The following is a 17018-nucleotide window of genomic DNA, read 5'->3' on the forward strand; positions in this document are numbered from 1 at the left end:
ACAATATGAATGTAGCATTATCCCCACAACGCCCAAGCTCTACCGCCCCTAGCTTTACCAATGAGCAATTAAAACAATGTTTGGCTGTGGTTAACACTGCATTAGAAGATTTAAAAGCCAAAAACATCACCGTCCTTGATGTAACCGATCTAACCGATGTTATGGAGTGCATTGTCATTGCTGAAGGCACATCAAACCGTCATCTAAAAACCGTAGCAGACAAGGTGGCATTGGCAGCCAAACAAGCAGGTTTTATACCAATTGGCACAGAAGGACAAGGCACATCTGACTGGGTATTGATTGATTTAGGAGCGGTTGTGGTACATGTCATGATGCCACAAGCTCGTGAATTTTATAACCTTGAAGGTTTATGGTCTAAGGATAATCCTCATTAAACAACCTTGCCCATTAAACAACCTTGTTGTCAAAATTATCCAAAAAGGAATGTTATGCAACGTACCGCCGTGATTATTGGTGCAACAGGCTTGGTTGGACAGGCATTACTGCTCCAACTCGCCAGTTTATATCAACACGTTATCATCATCGCTCGCACTCAACCAAAAGGTTTGAGTGAAAACATGCACTTTTATCAATTAAAAGATTTTAATCAATTAGAAAATTTTATCCAAAATTTAAATTTTTCCGATCCTGTAGATGCGTTTAGCTGTTTGGGAACGACCAAAAAACAAGCAGGCAGTGAACAAATGTTTTATCAAATTGATTTTGGCTTTAATTATGCCTTTGCCAAGACTTGTAAACATAAAGGCGTAAAGCGGTTTTTTCTGCTTTCATCTATGGGTGCAAACAAAGACAGTCGGTTTTTTTATAGTCGTGTTAAAGGTGAGTTGGAACAGGCGGTGTTGGCACTTGATTTTGTGCAACTGGGGATTTTTCGCCCATCGTTGTTGCTTGGCAAGCACGATAACCGCCGTTTGGAAAACTTAGCCCAAAGTACTTTTGCTTGGTTAAAACCTGCCATTCCCAAAAAACTGCCCATTTATCCAATTGAGGCACAACGTGTGGCTATGGCAATGGCTTTAACCGCCAATAATTGGCATATTGCCAATGTGTATCGCAACAACAGCCAACAATCCTTGGCCAATCATCGACATCAGATTTTTAGCAATGCAGAAATGTTGGCAATGACGCGTTTTTCTGATTAGTTATCCGTTTTTAACCAACAGGATTTTTTAACCAACAGACTTTTTTGATTTACAGGATTTTTAACTGACAGGATTTTTTTAACTGACAGGATTTTTTAATTTACAGGAGTAAGCCATGAACCAAATCGTTAGTAATTTTGTTACTTGTGATTTATTAGATGACAATCCAAATTGTCAAGTATGCAGTCCAAATATGGAGGGCAAGCGTTTTTTTAGCTACGGTGGTTTAAGCAGTTTTGGCGGAGAAGTGGTAACGGTAAAATGCTTTGAGGATAACAGTCGCGTAAAAGAAATGCTTGCTTGCCAAGGTTGTGGCAAGGTATTGGTGGTAGACGGCGGCGCGTCAATGCGCTGTGCGTTATTGGGTGATATGATTGCCAAAAGTGCACTTAACAATGGTTGGGTGGGCGTAATTGTATACGGCTGTGTGCGTGATGTAGATGAACTGGCAAACATGACTCTCGGTGTGCAGGCACTTGGCAGCATACCAAGAAAATCCAACCGCCAAGGCGTAGGTGAAATAGGCGTAACTTTACAATTTGGTGGCATCACCATTGAACAAGGTCAGTTTATTTACGCAGATAACAATGGCATTATTGTTAGCAACAAGCCTTTGATTTAAAAAAATTGGCTTAAGATGAATGTTTGACAGGTTTACAATCCACTTGTGGATAAAACAAATCGCGGATAAATGCCAACAATTCATAACTGGCACGCCTTGAGTGCTTAAGATTTTGTCCAATCCTATGCCAATTGGCAGGCTCGCCCAATTCAGCAATATAGGGCGTGGTACTAATGCCATATAAAGCAAATTGGCGACGCGAACGGTTCATATGATACGCATCGGTTACCAAAATCACACTGTTGACATTGACGGTTTCGGCGGTGAATTTGGCATTTTCACAAGTATTAAAACTGTTTTTTTCAGGAATAACCCACCAAATATTTTGGGTTTGTAACCACGCCATCATCCACGGAGCTTCTTTACCACTCACCACGATGGGTAGCGGTTGTTGTTGATAAAGCTGTACCGCGGTTTTTAGGCGTTGTTCGGTATATTGGTTAATGATGTTGTTATTTTGATGATCATTGGTTAAACCGCCGCCCAGCACCACGATAGCAGTAGCAGGCTGTATTGGTTTTGCATTGGCAGGCAATGAAATTTGGTTTAGCAAATACAACACCGAACGAGAATATAAAGGCGTAAATAAACTTAACACAAGACTTACGCCAATCACAACCAAAACCGTAAATAACGCTCCCAAAGTTTCTACCAAGGCATTTAACACATGAATGACTTTAATGAGTTTGGCGGATTGTGCCATCGCTTTGGATCCAAACAGGTTCAGGCTCAAGCCAAATACCAAATTTTTGTGCAACCGCATCTTGAATAAACTGCATGGCTTTTGCAACATCAGCCTGTGTGGCATGATGTGGTGCATGATTGGTTAACACCAAGGCTTGATTGACATGCGTTAAAATCGGAAAAACCCCCTTGCCTTTTAACCCTGCGTTATCAATCAACCAACCTGATGCCAATTTTACCAAATTTGGATTTACACAATCGTCTATGGTTACAGGATATGCCACTAAGGCAGGGTAAGTTTTACGCAATTTGTCAACAATGGTTTTATCAACCATCGGATTTTTAAAAAAACTGCCACAATTTGGCAAAGTTTTGGTATCAGGAATTTTACTTGCACGGATTTGGATAATGGCGTTCATGACATCTTTTGGCGTTGGAATGGGATAACCTGCATTTTTGGCAAGGGCTTGTGCCACAACCGCGACATCACCATATTGAGTATTCACGCTTGGATCTTTTGACAGTTTAAAGGTTACACTGACAATCAACCAATCGCCCGCTTCGCGTTTAAAAATGCTATCACGGTAACCAAATTCACACGCAACTTTGCTTAAGGTTTTAAAACTTAACGTTGGAATATGAAACGCAGTTACCGAATGGATAACCTCGTCTATTTGCACCCCATACGCACCGATATTTTGCACAGGTGATGCCCCCACCCAACTGGGGATAAGTGCCAAATTTTGCAACCCATACCAGCCTTTTTCTACCGTATCAAGCACCAAATCATGCCAAATCTCACCTGCCATCACCTCCAAATGCACGCATTTTTCACATTCATGCACCACGGTTTTGCCTGTTAAAGTTGGTGATATCACAACCGCATCAAGGGTCTTTGGCAACACAATATTACTGCCATTAGAAATGATGACAAAACGCCGGTTTTGCTTGGTTAAACGTTGAAATAACGGTAAAATTTCATCTAAATTTTGTAAACAAACCAACTCATAAGCAAAACATGCCAATGCCATTGTGTTAAGATGACTGATATTGGCACAATGGGCGGTATTGATAGGCGTGTTTTGAGTTGACATGCTTTGGGTTGACATGCTTTGGGTTGACATAGAATACTCTTGTTGAGGCGTTTGTTAAGACGGTGATTTAATAAGATTGACAAAAAGAACAAAAAATTTTGGCAAAATAGTGTAACATTTTTTGCCAAAATTTACCACTGCTTGACAAAAATGAGTTTAATTCTCATTGAGCATATTTTGTAAAGTTTCAATCACGTTTTTGGATTGAACATCGTTTTGGTATTTGGTTAAAATCTGTTTTGCTTCAGATTTTAACGGTTCGATCAATGTATGATAATTGGATAAACCTTGCAATAAACGCGATGCCAATAATGGGTTGCGTTTGTCCAAAATCACGATTAAACCCATAAACCACTCAAGGCTTTGGGCTTGCCAAAGTTTGGTCGGTTGTGCCAATAAGCCACCAATAACCGCACGCACGCGGTTTGGCGTATTGATATCAAAATCAGTATGCTCAAGTAAGGCAAAAATCTGGGCAACACTGGTTTTGTCGCTGTTTGCCTGAACACTAAACCACAGATCCATTGCCAATTTATCCTTGCCAAAACGTTGATAAAAATCCGCAAGCAAGGCATCTTTTTTAGGCAAATCATGATTTAACGCAGCCACAAGCCCACCCAAACGCTCGCTCATACAATTGGCATGATGATATTGATCCACCGCCCATTGTTGTGCCTCCTTAAGGCCAGCATGTAATGCCATATCAAGCACGATATTGCGCCATGCACGTTTTCCCATCGCATAAGCTGTGTCTTGATACTCGGTGATTGGTAGGTTTTGATAAGCCTGTTGCCAAAAATCAGTCAAAATAACCGCAAGGGTTTGGATCAGTTTATCGCGACGCTGTTTTACCGCTGACGGATCATAAGCGTGGTTAATCACACTTGCCAATTCGCGCTCGGTAGGAATGTCTAGCAAGCGACTGGCAAGCATTAAGTCATTTTGGCCTAAATCAATGTTGTTTGTATCGATGTTGTTTGTATCGATGTTGTTTGTATCATTGGTAAGTTTTGCTAAACATTTTTGTAAGGCATCAAAATAAACCTCACTATCACCAATCCCAGTCAACACGCGATTAACCAAAGTTTGGGCTGCTTGCCAACGGTTAAAACCATTGGTTTCATATTGCATTAAAAAGGCTAAATCCGCATCACTTTGTTCAAAGTGTAAATCAACAGGGGCGGAAAAATCACGCAATAACGAAATTACTGGATCAAAATCAATCTTATCGAAACTAAAGGTTTGTTTGGCTGTATTTAACAATAACAAATCTTCAAGTACAAGCTCGCCTGTGCTTCGATTAAAAATTGCCATTTTAACAGGAATGGGCAAATTTTTTGGTGGCGGATAATCAGCAACCTTGCGTATGGTTTGGGCTAAAGTAATGTCAAGCATTTGTCCATTTTGGCTAAAACGACCTGACAACACAGGCGTTGCAGGCTGCGTATACCAATCAAGAAACGGCATAACATCTACCCCTGACACACTCAAGGCCGACAAAAGATCTTCTACTGTAACTGCTTGTCCATCATAACGGCGAAAATACTCATCTGTGCCTTGGCGGAATTTTTCTTTACCAAGGGTATTGGCAATCATACGCACAATTTCCGCCCCTTTTTCATACACAGTTGCGGTGTAAAAATTGTTAATCTCCACAAAATGATCCGGACGTGGCGGATGAGCAAGTGGCCCTAAATCCTCTGGAAATTGGTGAGCTTTTAATACAGCCACATCATCAATCCGTTGCACTGCAGGTGAGTGTAAGGTTGCTGAAAATGACTGATCGCGAAATACAGTAAACCCTTCTTTTAAGCACAATTGAAACCAATCACGACACGTAATGCGATTGCCCGTCCAATTGTGAAAATACTCATGGGCGATCACCGCTTTTACCGTAAAGTTGCGTCTATCGGTGGTGGTATCAGGGCTTGACAATACGCACGATGTGTTGAAAATATTCAAGCCCTTATTTTCCATAGCACCCATATTAAACTGACTGACTGCCACTATCATATAGCGATCAAGATCATAAGCACGCCCATATTCTGCCTCGTCCCAATGCATGGCATCTTTTAACGCTTGCATGGCAACGTGGCATTGATTGATATTTTGTGGTTTTGCATACACTTGTAGCAACACCTCTCGCCCTTCAATTGTGGTATAATGATCAGTCAACACCGCCAAATCTGCCACCACACAAGCAAATAAATAGCTCGGTTTTTTGGTAGGATCTTCCCAAACTGCATAATGACGATTATCCGCCAATTCACCTTGCTCTACCAAATTGCCATTTGCCAATAACGTTGGAAATTTTTTATCCGCTTCAAGGCGTGTGTGATAAGTAGCTAACACATCAGGCCGATCCAAAAAATAAGTGATTTTACGAAAACCCTCAGGCTCGCATTGAGTAACAAACATCATCTCATCACCTTCGCCTGCACCATACAACCCCTCTAAACTGGTGTTGTTTTCTGGGTGAATTTTAACCTGACTGCTTAAGGTAAATTTATCCCCAAATTGTGCGGTATTTTTAATCAACAATTGTTCATCATCAACCACATAATCAGAACAAGTCAAATTTTGTCCGTTAATCTGCAATGCCAATAAATCAAGCCCACGCCCAAACAATACCAAATCACCCACATCTTGACGACTAAGCGTTAACGTACTGATTACCAACGTTTTATCATCAAATACCTGAATGATTAAATCAACGTGATCAATCATAAAATTTGGACGTTTGTAATCTTTTAAATAAATTTTTTGTGGTTTTAACGTGTCTGGTTTTAACGTGTTTGATTGTAAAGCAGTCATTGTTTTTCCTATTGGTTTTGTTTGTTAAAATGAAGCGTGTTAAATAAAATGAAGCGTGTTAAAAATGAAACATAATTTATTGTAGCATGACTTATTGTAGCATAATTTTGTGCAGTTTTTACCAAAAACTGTGCTAAAATAGTCTATTTTATCAATCATTTTTGCAAAAATACGAGGAATATCATGTCCATCAAATCCGATCGCTGGATCCGCCAAACCGCAGAACAATACGGTATGATTGAACCCTTTGAACCCAATCAAGTGCGCCTTAGCCCACAAGGCGAAAAGTTAGTCAGTTACGGCACATCAAGTTACGGCTATGATGTTCGTTGTGCCAGAGAATTTAAAGTGTTTACCAATGTACACTCAGCGATTGTCGATCCAAAAAATTTTGATGAAAAAAGTTTTATTGATGTTATTGGTGATGAATGTATCATTCCGCCCAATTCATTTGCCCTTGCTCGCACAGTAGAATATTTTCGCATTCCAAGAGACGTATTGACGATTTGTTTAGGCAAGTCAACTTATGCACGCTGTGGCATTATTGTCAATGTTACGCCGTTAGAGCCAGAATGGGAAGGACATGTTACCCTCGAATTTAGCAACACCACCAACTTACCTGCACGTATCTATGCAGGCGAGGGTGTCGCCCAGATGTTATTTTTCCAAAGCGATGCCAACGATGTTTGTGAAATATCCTATAAAGACCGCGGAGGCAAATACCAAAAACAAACAGGGGTTACCTTACCAAAAGCCTAACAAACAACCCAAAAACCCAATTATCACAAAAATGACTTGTAAAAATCCCAAAAACCCTTATACTTAATATTCATTATTAATGTATTTTGTTAATATTTATTAAATTAATGTTTATTAAATTAATACATTAATATTGTATTTGGTTTTAATAAATTTAGTCTAAAGAAACAAAATTTAATTTTAATAAACAAAAGGAACAAGTATGGCACGCCTAACCGTTAACAGCGTTGAAACCGCCCCAGAAAAAGCCAAAGAACGCATAGAATCCGTCCAAAAAGCCAATGGTTTTATTCCAAACTTGATTGGTGTTTTGGCAAATTCACCACAAGCCCTTGAAATGTATCAAGAAGTTGGCAAAATGAACAGTCGCAACAGCTTAACCCCAGAGGAAGTTGAAATTGTGCAAATCACCGCAGCCGCTCACAATGGTTGTGATTTTTGCGTGGCAGGACACACAAAAGTTGCCACAAAATTAAACATGCCACAAAACGTGATAACGGCACTTTATCAGCGCACCAATATTGATGACAATGCCAAATATCAAGCACTAGCCCAATTTACCATGCAACTTATCGATAAACGCGGCCAAGTTAGCGATGACGAATTACAAGCAATAAAAGATGCAGGCTATAATGACCAAAATATCCTTGATGTGGTGATGGGTGTTGCCTTGGCAACCTTGTGCAACTATGCCAACAATGTGGCAAAAAATGACATTAACCCAGAATTACAGCCCTTTGCTCCAAACAAGGCTTAAGTTTTAATATTTATTATATTTATTATATTTATTATTTCTGTAATATTTACTTTATAAATACTTACTTTATAATTTAAAAAAACCGTCAAATATGGCGGTTTTTTAATTTATTTTATCGCACTATGTTACCACACGCCAAATTTCACTTACGCCCTTTTTAAACGCAGTGCATTTAACACCACAAACAAACTTGACAAACTCATGCCAATTGCAGCCGCCCAAGGTGGCACATAGCCAAATCCAGCAGGGATTAGCACAACCATATTATATCCCAATGCCCAACGAAAATTTTGGCTAATAATACGATCGGTTTTGCCTGCCACACGATAAGCATCGGCAATCGTCTGAATTTCACCATTGAGCACCAACGAATCGCCAGATACTTGTGCCAAATCCGCCACGCCCGCCATTGCAGTTGAAATGTTGGCTTTTGCCAATACTGGAGCGTCATTGATACCATCACCAACCATTTGCACAATGTGTCCAGCATTTTGCAAGGCTTGAATATGGGTGGCTTTTTCATCAGGGCTTAAGCCTTTATAAACCACATCAATACCAAGTTGTAAGGCAACCTTATCGGCTTGTTCGCTCGGATCGCCCGTTAACATTAACACCGAAATGCCCTGATTTTTTAAGGCTTGTATCGTATCAAAGGCTTGTTCGCGGATTTTATCGTGAAAATAAAAATGTGCCAAGGCTTGCCAATGATTATCCTGCCAACGGCTTAAAGTAACACTCATACTGGCTTGATACTCTGCTAAATTTGGTAAATTCAGGGCTTTGTCCGTAGCAAAAGCACAGTCTGTAGCAAAAGCAAAATGCCCCAAACGATAACGATGACCCTCAATGTTTGCCTGTACGCCACCGCCAACAATGTGCTGTAAATCTTGACTTGTCGGTAAATGCAGCTGACGTGCCGCCTCCAATAACGCATAAGCAATTGGATGCCGACTGCCTACCTCTAAACTGCCTGCAATTGCCAATAATTGATTTTTAACGTCGTCGCTGTTTTTTGGTTCGCTGTTTTGTGGCTTGTCGTTTTGTTGCGTGGCAATTATTTCTACTGCCAACAAATTTGGCTGTCCATACGTCAATGTGCCTGTTTTGTCAAACGCAACATGACTTATCCCAGCTAATGTGGTGATCGCATGTCCGCGGGTTGCCAAAAACCCCAAACTTGCCAAACGATTGGTTGCAACTGTTAGTGCAATCGGGGTTGCAAGTGATAACGCACACGGACAAGTTGCCACCAACACCGCCACAGTTACCCAAATTGCACGCCCAGGATCGATCACATACCATGCACAAAATACCACACTTGCGATCAATAAAACACGTGCCACAAACCATCTTGCCAACTTATCCGCTTTTAATGCCACTTGCGGTTTTTCGCTTAACGCACGATTAACAAGGCGGTCAATCACCCCCATCTGACTGTCTTTTGGCAATGTGGTTACTTGCATAATAAACGGTTGGCTGTCGTTTTGGCTGCCACCAATTACATCATCACCCAGCTTTTTAACAATTAAATCACTCTCCCCTGTTAACAAACTTTGCGAAACTGCAGCGGTCGTTGACAACAAAATCCCATCTGAAATCACACTTGCCCCTGCATCAATGCGTACAATATCACCAATTTGTAAATTTTGAGCAGAAACCAAATTTGGTTTGACCAAACTGTCATTTGGTATGTGTTGATATTGTTGGTTTAAGTTTTTTAAATTTGTTAAATAGTCTGTATCATTTTTATCAAAAATCTTGGCTTGTCCCAATTTTGCTACCAACAACGGTTCAACCACCACCAAATCATTGGCAAGCCCAGATGCTTTAACTCTGGCATTATGCTCTACATATTTTCCCGCCAATAAAAAGAAAATCAGCATACTCACCGAGTCATAATACGTTTCACCTGTATGTGTCAATGTGGCATACAAACTTGCACAAAATGTAATGACAATTGCCAAACTAATCGGTACGTCCATGTTAACTTGACGGACTTTTAAGGCGGAAAAAGCTGACTGAAAAAATGGCAAACCTGCAATAAAAAACACAGGAATACTGACAAATAACGACACCCAACGCAAAAACTCGCGATCATTATCCGCCATACCCGTGTATTCACCAAAATACAGCCCAACGGCAAACATCATAGCTTGCATCGCACCTAAAGCTGCAATACCCAATTGAAACAACATCTTACGGTTATCACGACGCAGCATGGCCTCGTGCGTGTCTTGACGATACGGCTTTGCATTGTAGCCAATTTGTTGAATGGTTGACAAAATTTGGCTAATTGGCAATTGTTCTTCATTCCACAATACGCGCATACGCTGATTGGTTAGATTTACTTGACACTGTTGTAAGCCATTTAAACGCGAAAGTTGGGTTTCGATAAGCCACGCACAAGCACTACAACGCAAATTGCTTACCGACAATTCAGCAACACTACTGCCTTGTTGCGTATAAACAAACTGGGCTTTTATATCCTCGTGGTCATAAGCCTTAAGCTCGTATAAACTGTCAGGCAACTTCGCGGTGCGGTTAATTTCACTGCGATCCAGATAATATTGTTCAAGCCCTGATTCTACAATGCTTTGACTGGCCAATTGACAACCCAAACAACACATTGGACGCTCCTTGCCTAAGATTGTGCTAAAAAACGGCTGCTTTGGCAAAGGATCGCCACAGTGAAAACAATGCCCATCAGGAGGTAAAATCAGTTCCGTGTGTTGATAAGTGGTGGTAAAATTAGACATAACAGATTAATCCGCAGGTTTTGCATGCTTGACAGGGTTTGGTTTGACGGTGTTTGATTTGTCAAGGTTGTGTTTGACAGGGTCTTTAATAAGATTTTGCTTAGCGTTTTCCATTTTAATATGACTGGTTGGTAGTGCGTTGGTTATGCCCATTTCTTGCATAATTTCAGCAATGCGCATAATGATAAGCGTTTGTTTGTCATAAAAATCCATCACCCCTTTGACATTCAAATAACAACGCACGTCTACAATATAAGCATCTTGTTGCGTGCCAGAAATCCAAACTTGATTCCATGTGCTGTTTGTCAATGGGTGATTGACAATATAAATTTGCACCTCTTCTATAAATTCACGCAATTTTTTGGTATCACTGTCGCGTGATACATAAAATTGTTGGTTAAAATGAAACATATCCCGCTTGGTATAATTTTCAATACTCATCGACGAAAAACTGCCGTTTGGAATAGTAACCAAGGTACGGTTTAAGGTGCGTAAACGCGTCGAACGAATGCCAATATCCTCAACCGTGCCCTCTTGATTGCCAAACACGCAATAATCACCAACATTGACCGGCTGATCTGCAACAAGCGACACACTCCCCACCAGGTTTTCAATGGTTTTTTGAGCACCCAATGCCAATGCCAAACCACCAATCCCCAAAGCTGCAATTCCTGTGGTTAAATCAAAACCCAAATTCCCCAAAATCACAATCGCCGCCACTATCAGTAGCAACGCTTTGATAACCTTACGCAATAAATTTAACACCGATAAACGTTCTGAATGGTTGCGTTCACTGGCATAACGCTCAAGCGGGGTAAAAATAATATCCAAAATCCGTAAAAACAGCCAAACCGATGCCACCCACGATAAAATCTCAGCCATACGCTCTACAATGTTACGCACAACCAAATTAATCCCTGCGATCAACATCAATTCTTGAATAAAAATCCCCGTCAAAATCATTGCCATTGGCACAATCACTCGTTTGTCAATTGGCACAGATACTTTTTTGTCGTCGGTTTGGTCGTTTCGATGCGTTGCCAAATAGACACCACGAAAAATTGCATACAAAATCCAACTTAACAACAATGACAATGCATAAGTTGCCACCAACACTGCAATGACCGCCAAAATATGCCCGATGCTATAACCTTTAATTTCTTTATTTAGCAAATCCCTTGGCATATATTTTTCTACAATCGTGGTTTTGCCAAAACTTTCTACCGCCTGTATCGCTTTTAACGTCTGCTCCGACATAAGCCAAACTTGCCTGCCGTCTTTTTGTTTGACGCGCTCAAATAAGATGTCTATCGTTTTGTCTTGATGATTGTTGCGTAAGGTTACACTACCCACTTTATCCAAATTTGGAGCAAGTTTATCGTCCAAATCACCTTGAACTTCATTGCTTATTTGCAATTCATTGGCAATGCGTCCACCTGTGTCTAAAGCGGTTTTGATATCGGCTATCAGTTCTTTGGTATCGCCGCGTTGATTGGTTGCCAAATAATGACCAGCAAGCTTTGTATCATCGCGCGCCAAGGCTTTTAATAAGCCTTGTATCGCACCTCTGGGTGTGTCTCGCCCAAAAGTGTCTTGCACAGCGGTTGGTGCAGGCGCACTGGCTGTGGCTGTCGGCGGTTTTACAACGGCCGCCAATACAGGGGTTGTAAGGCTTACGGTTAAACCTGCAGATAACAACAAATTTGCACCAACTTTTTTACATTGACCGAACATATAACCCATCACAGCATTCCCCAACCTGTTTTTACTTTAAAAATTTTTACTTTAAAAACTACTTTTAAAAAAATTACTTTAAAAATAAATGCGTTAAATCCACTATTTTACCCAACTGGCTTTTATCTGACAATGCTAAAATTGTGATAATTTTTGCCAAATGTTTGCCTACGCAATGATTTTTTATGTATTTTTCCTTGCTTTTAACTGTTAAATAACTGTATAAATTTGACAAATAATGCTAAAATAACGAAAATTTTTATCTGTGCGTTTTGATTGATTTACTCTGTTAATATTATTTACCCAGCAGTTATTACATTAGTTATTTACTCAACAATCATTGAAAAACATTATTCTAAACTGCATTGCTTTTAATGAGAACAAACCTTATGTTTAATTTACACCCACAGCTAGCAAAAGACACTTTTTTGGTTGGTGAATTTCCGCTATCAACCTGTCGCCTGATGAACGATTGTCAATTTCCTTGGCTGATTTTAATTCCACGTGTGGCAGGTGCAAAAGAGTTGTATGAACTCACCGCAAGCGATCAAGCCCAGTTTTTACGCGAATCCAGCTGGCTATCTAGCCAACTTGCCAAAACATTCCAAGCTGACAAAATGAACATCGCCGCTTTGGGCAATCAAGTGCCACAACTGCATTTTCATCATATTGTGCGTTATCACAATGATTCTGCTTGGCCAAATCCTGTGTGGGGCATGCCTGCTATTCCTTATACATCACAAGTATTAAGTCATATGCAACAAACTTTAATGATAGCACTGCGTGGCCATCGTGATATGCCTTTTGATTGGCAAATGAACGTGTAGTTGGCAATTAATTTTGGTAAAACTGATGTTGGTAAATTAACCATGAAATCCAGTCAAGTGAAAAAATTCCTGCTTCGCCAAATTCGCTATCCTGAATTTTTGGTAATTTTTTTTCTTGCCTTGTATCTTGGCATATTTGTCCCATCACCTTCTTATCAAATAGCGTTTTTTGGTTTAATGACTGCCAGTGTCATTGCTTTGCTGATCGCCACACAAAAAAGCCGTAATTTGGTCTTTGATGCCGCATCGCTGTTTTTATTGGCAATTAATTTGGGTTTGTTGCAACTGACTTACATACCGTCGATTTGTTTGTGGTTGATTTTGGCATATCGTTTGTTGTTAATTAAACACAAAAACTTAACCGCGGTGCTTGCGGTAGCTTCTGGCAGTATCGTTGTGTTGGTAGTGTTGGCATTGCTTGGTTTGGATTTAAAACTACACTTAACTGACAGCCAACATTTACAATTAAACAACTTAAGCCTTGCGTTAACCGCCTTGGTGTTTTTTCATCAAATGTGGTATTTGTCAACAAAAGTCCAATATCTTAGCGAAAAACACCATCAGGATCAAGATCGACTGCAAGGTATGGTATCAAGAATCAACAAACTTTCACGGTTTTTACCACCACAAGTTTGGCAACCCATTATCCAACAAAACAAAAACATCGCGGTGATTAGCCAACGGCGCAAACTCACCATTTTCTTTTCTGATATCGTAGGTTTTACCGATTTATCGGACAACATAAGCCCTGATCATTTGGCAAATATTTTAAACACTTATTTTGACGCTATGACCAAAATCACCCAAAAATACGGTGCAACCTTGGATAAATTTATCGGTGATGGGTTGCTGTGTTTTTTTGGAGACAAGCCTGATAGCAATGAACATGAAGATGCCTTGCGCTGTGCAATTATGGCAATTGAAATGCGTCGCGAAATGCAAGTTTTACGCCAACAATGGCGGTTGCTTGGTTTTGAAGGTTTGTATGTACGCATTGGAATTAATACAGGCTATTGTTACGTTGGCAATTTTGGCAGCCACAATCGCATGACGTATACGCTGATTGGCAAAGAAGCAAATTTTGCATCGCGCCTTGAGTCGGCTGCAAAACCCAATCAAATTTTGATTAGTGAAAGCACTTACAATCTGATTTCACATAAACTAAACTGTCAAATCGTCGGAAAAGTACATCTAAAAGGCCTGCAAGATCCTGTTATGGTATGGGAAGTGCTAACCCCAGAAAAAGATGACATTCGCAATCAAAACAACTGGATAGATCACCAACTGTCAGGTTTCAATCTGCATTTAAACTTTAAAGAAATTCGAAATTATGACAAACGCACAATTATGAATCACCTTAACCATGCGTTGGATTTGCTTGATAAAAAATTGGATTAACCACCTTTAAAACCTTTAAACCTCAAATACAATCAATATTTTTACAATCAATGATTTTCTGATGCATGATTAATGGTATATTTTGGAATTTCTACCGTCAGATCTTCATCTTCAATCGTTACTTGACACGAAAGTCGCGAATCAGGCTCAAGCCCCCAAGCACGATCCAACAAATCCGCCTCAACATCGTCCATTTCCTCAAGGCTATTAAAACCTTTTCGCACAATAACATGACAAGTTGTGCATGCTTTTGAACAATCACAAGCATGTTCAATTTTAATGCCATTGTCAAGCAACCCATCGCACAGATTTTCACCCGAGGCAAGCTCAATCACCGCCCCTTCTGGACAAATGCTATGGTGTGGCAATACAGTAATTTTTGGCATAATCGGCTCTTTTCGTTTTGATTTTATCGTTGGTTTGAGTGTGATAAATTTGGTTTAAATCCAGTACTTAATCCAATATTTAAATCCAGTCTTTGGTATTTGTCCCTGCCATGCTTTGATTCACGGCTTGGTTCATGATGATACTGGCAAATTCGTCGCTATGCAACTTTAAGGCATGTACCGCATCGGTTAATCGGGCTTTATCGTGGCTGTCAATTGCATGTTTCAGTGCTTGCATCGCATTTTGCAATTGTGTGCTTTGCTCTTTGGTTAACAATTGTCCAAATTCTGCCAATGCCGAATCAATTGCCAGTAACTCTCTGTCCGCTTCCACTTCTTGTTCAATCAAACTGCGTTTTTCGCGATCAAGCATGGCGTTATCAAAACCCGCTTGTAGCAATTTTTCTTGTTCAGTCGCTGACAACCCATACGACGGTTTTACCGTAATTTCACTGTGTTTGCCCGTGGTTAATTCTTGGGCGGTTACGGTAAGTTGTCCATTGGCGTCAATTGCAAACGTTACCTCAATGCGTGCAATTCCCGCTTTCATCGCAGGAATATCGGTAAGTTTAAACTGCCCTAACGAACGATTGTCTTTCACCGTATCTCGCTCGCCTTGCACCACATGAACAATCATCGCATTTTGGTAATCTTGATACGTGGTAAATACTTGTTTGCGTTTTACAGGAATTGGCGTGTTGCGCGGAATAATCACCTCAACAAGACCGCCCATAGTCTCAAGTCCAAGTGATAACGGCGTAACATCGAGCAATAAAATTTGATCATCGGTTTCACCAATCAACTGATCGGCGTATTTGCTTGCCCCCAAGGCTACCACCTCATCAGGATTGATCCGACATAGCGGTTTTTTACCAAAATAATTGGCAACCAAATTTTGCACAATTGGCATACGCGTCGAGCCACCCACCAACACCACCTCGTGCAAATCCGCCTTAGTTAATTTGGCATCTCTTAGCACTTGATCACAAATTACAATGGTGCGATCACTTACAGGTTTAATCACCTCAGCAACGATGGCATTGTTTAGTGTAACTTGATAAGTTTGTTGGTTAATCTGAAAACTCACAACCATGCTGTCTTGAGTGGTAAGTTTTTCTTTGGCTTGCCTTGCAATCACATTGAGTGCTTGTTTTTGTTGATTGTCAATGCTTTTTGGATCAAAATTAGCACTTTTTAACAAATAATTGGCAATCAAACGGTCAATATCATCACCGCCCAATGCACTGTTACCACCAGTTGCCAACACTTCAAACACGCTATGATTGAGTTTTAACACTGACACATCAAACGTGCCGCCCCCCAAATCATACACCAAATGATACACTTGTTCACTGTTTTTATCTAAACCGTATGCCACAGCGGCCGCCGTCGGTTCATTGAGCAAGCGAATAACATGCAAGCCAATTAAATTGGCCGCGTCTTTGGTTGCTTGACGTTGTGCTTCATCAAAATAAGCAGGCACGGTAATCACTGCACCCACGATACTATTGTCTGGCAGGGCTTTTTTGGCTCGATCATACAAATGTTTAAGCAAAATGGAAGAAATTTCCACAGGGTTTTTATCACCTTGTGGCGTGGCAATGCTTGGCATAACGTTGTTTTCGCCCACCAATTCATATGGGTGATTAAATTTAATATCCGTTTTTGCTCGCCCCATAAAGCGTTTCACCGAACGTATGGTAAATTGTGGCAATTTTTCAGCCATCGCTTCGGCATAACTACCAACCAAGGTTTGGTTATTTCCTTGATCGTCTTTACCAAAATACACCACAGAAGGCAACAGTTTTTGACAGTCTATACTATCAGCGGTTGCCCCTGATTGGCATTCGCTAACTTTATCACCAATTACCTGCGGTTTACCCGAACGAACCACAGCAACAAGCGAACGCGTTGTACCTAAATCAATGCCTAAAGCATAACGATGCGTATGTGGCTTGGTGCTTTGATTGGGTTCAGCAATTTGAAGTAACGACATAAATTAACCAATTTATCATTTATCAAGA

14 protein-coding genes are annotated in these 17018 nt (G+C 40.4%); 7 read left to right on the top strand and 7 right to left on the bottom strand.

What is annotated here, in order from left to right; translation table 11 throughout:
- Positions 1–5: 5 nt before the first annotated feature.
- The 3 genes from rsfS (at position 6) to rraA (ending at position 1785) form a co-directional block, all read left to right on the top strand.
- Positions 6–395 carry a ribosome silencing factor gene (gene rsfS / locus MOMA_RS08355; RefSeq protein ID WP_009502096.1) on the top strand — a complete coding sequence of 130 codons (390 nt, stop codon included), beginning with the start codon at positions 6–8 and terminating at the stop codon, positions 393–395.
- A 54-nt stretch (positions 396–449) separates the two neighbouring features.
- Positions 450–1163 (top strand): NAD-dependent epimerase/dehydratase family protein, encoded by a 714-nt coding sequence (locus tag MOMA_RS08360; protein ID WP_009502097.1) that lies wholly within the window; start codon positions 450–452, stop codon positions 1161–1163.
- Between the two features lie 115 nt (positions 1164–1278).
- Positions 1279–1785 (top strand): ribonuclease E activity regulator RraA, encoded by a 507-nt coding sequence (rraA, locus tag MOMA_RS08365; protein ID WP_009502098.1) that lies wholly within the window; start codon positions 1279–1281, stop codon positions 1783–1785.
- A gap of 10 nt (positions 1786–1795) precedes the next feature.
- Here the strand turns inward: rraA and MOMA_RS08370 are convergent, their stop codons facing one another.
- From MOMA_RS08370 to pepN, 3 genes are all read right to left on the bottom strand, one after another.
- Positions 1796–2488: a YdcF family protein gene (locus MOMA_RS08370; protein ID WP_009502099.1), complete on the bottom strand. Its 693-nt coding sequence runs from the start codon at positions 2486–2488 to the stop codon at positions 1796–1798.
- The gene (murB, locus tag MOMA_RS08375) at positions 2463–3563 is read right to left on the bottom strand and encodes a UDP-N-acetylmuramate dehydrogenase (protein WP_051012763.1); all 1101 of its coding nucleotides are present in this window, start codon (positions 3561–3563) and stop codon (positions 2463–2465) included. Before murB ends, MOMA_RS08370 begins: the two co-directional genes overlap by 26 nt.
- Before the next feature lie 156 nt (positions 3564–3719).
- Positions 3720–6377 (bottom strand): aminopeptidase N, encoded by a 2658-nt coding sequence (gene pepN / locus MOMA_RS08380; protein ID WP_009502101.1) that lies wholly within the window; start codon positions 6375–6377, stop codon positions 3720–3722.
- 183 nt (positions 6378–6560) lie between these two features.
- On the opposite strand from pepN, the gene dcd reads away from it, so the two are divergent.
- Positions 6561–7136, top strand: coding sequence for a dCTP deaminase (gene dcd, locus MOMA_RS08385; protein WP_009502102.1), 576 nt, complete (start codon positions 6561–6563; stop codon positions 7134–7136).
- 202 nt (positions 7137–7338) lie between these two features.
- Positions 7339–7893, top strand: a complete 555-nt coding sequence (locus MOMA_RS08390; protein ID WP_009502103.1) for a carboxymuconolactone decarboxylase family protein — start codon at positions 7339–7341, stop codon at positions 7891–7893.
- 146 nt (positions 7894–8039) lie between these two features.
- Here MOMA_RS08390 and MOMA_RS08395 read toward each other — a convergent pair whose 3' ends face one another.
- The gene (locus tag MOMA_RS08395) at positions 8040–10649 is read right to left on the bottom strand and encodes a heavy metal translocating P-type ATPase (RefSeq protein ID WP_009502104.1); all 2610 of its coding nucleotides are present in this window, start codon (positions 10647–10649) and stop codon (positions 8040–8042) included.
- Positions 10650–10655: 6 nt separating this feature from the next.
- Positions 10656–12392 (bottom strand): mechanosensitive ion channel family protein, encoded by a 1737-nt coding sequence (locus tag MOMA_RS08400; RefSeq protein ID WP_009502105.1) that lies wholly within the window; start codon positions 12390–12392, stop codon positions 10656–10658.
- A gap of 380 nt (positions 12393–12772) precedes the next feature.
- On the opposite strand from MOMA_RS08400, the gene MOMA_RS08405 reads away from it, so the two are divergent.
- Together MOMA_RS08405 and MOMA_RS08410 are read left to right on the top strand one after the other, a co-directional pair.
- Complete coding sequence (locus tag MOMA_RS08405) at positions 12773–13210, top strand: HIT domain-containing protein (protein WP_009502106.1); 438 nt, start codon at positions 12773–12775, stop codon at positions 13208–13210.
- Positions 13211–14608, top strand: coding sequence for an adenylate/guanylate cyclase domain-containing protein (locus MOMA_RS08410; protein WP_009502107.1), 1398 nt, complete (start codon positions 13211–13213; stop codon positions 14606–14608). It begins immediately after the preceding gene.
- A gap of 47 nt (positions 14609–14655) precedes the next feature.
- Here the strand turns inward: MOMA_RS08410 and fdx are convergent, their stop codons facing one another.
- A complete protein-coding gene (fdx, locus tag MOMA_RS08415) occupies positions 14656–14994 on the bottom strand; it encodes an ISC system 2Fe-2S type ferredoxin (protein ID WP_009502108.1) in 339 nt (112 codons plus the stop codon).
- A 79-nt stretch (positions 14995–15073) separates the two neighbouring features.
- Positions 15074–16990 (bottom strand): Fe-S protein assembly chaperone HscA, encoded by a 1917-nt coding sequence (hscA, locus tag MOMA_RS08420; RefSeq protein WP_009502109.1) that lies wholly within the window; start codon positions 16988–16990, stop codon positions 15074–15076.
- Positions 16991–17018: the final 28 nt, after the last annotated feature.

The organism is Moraxella macacae 0408225 (assembly GCF_000320365.1).
Classification (GTDB): Bacteria; Pseudomonadota; Gammaproteobacteria; order Pseudomonadales; family Moraxellaceae; genus Faucicola; species Faucicola macacae.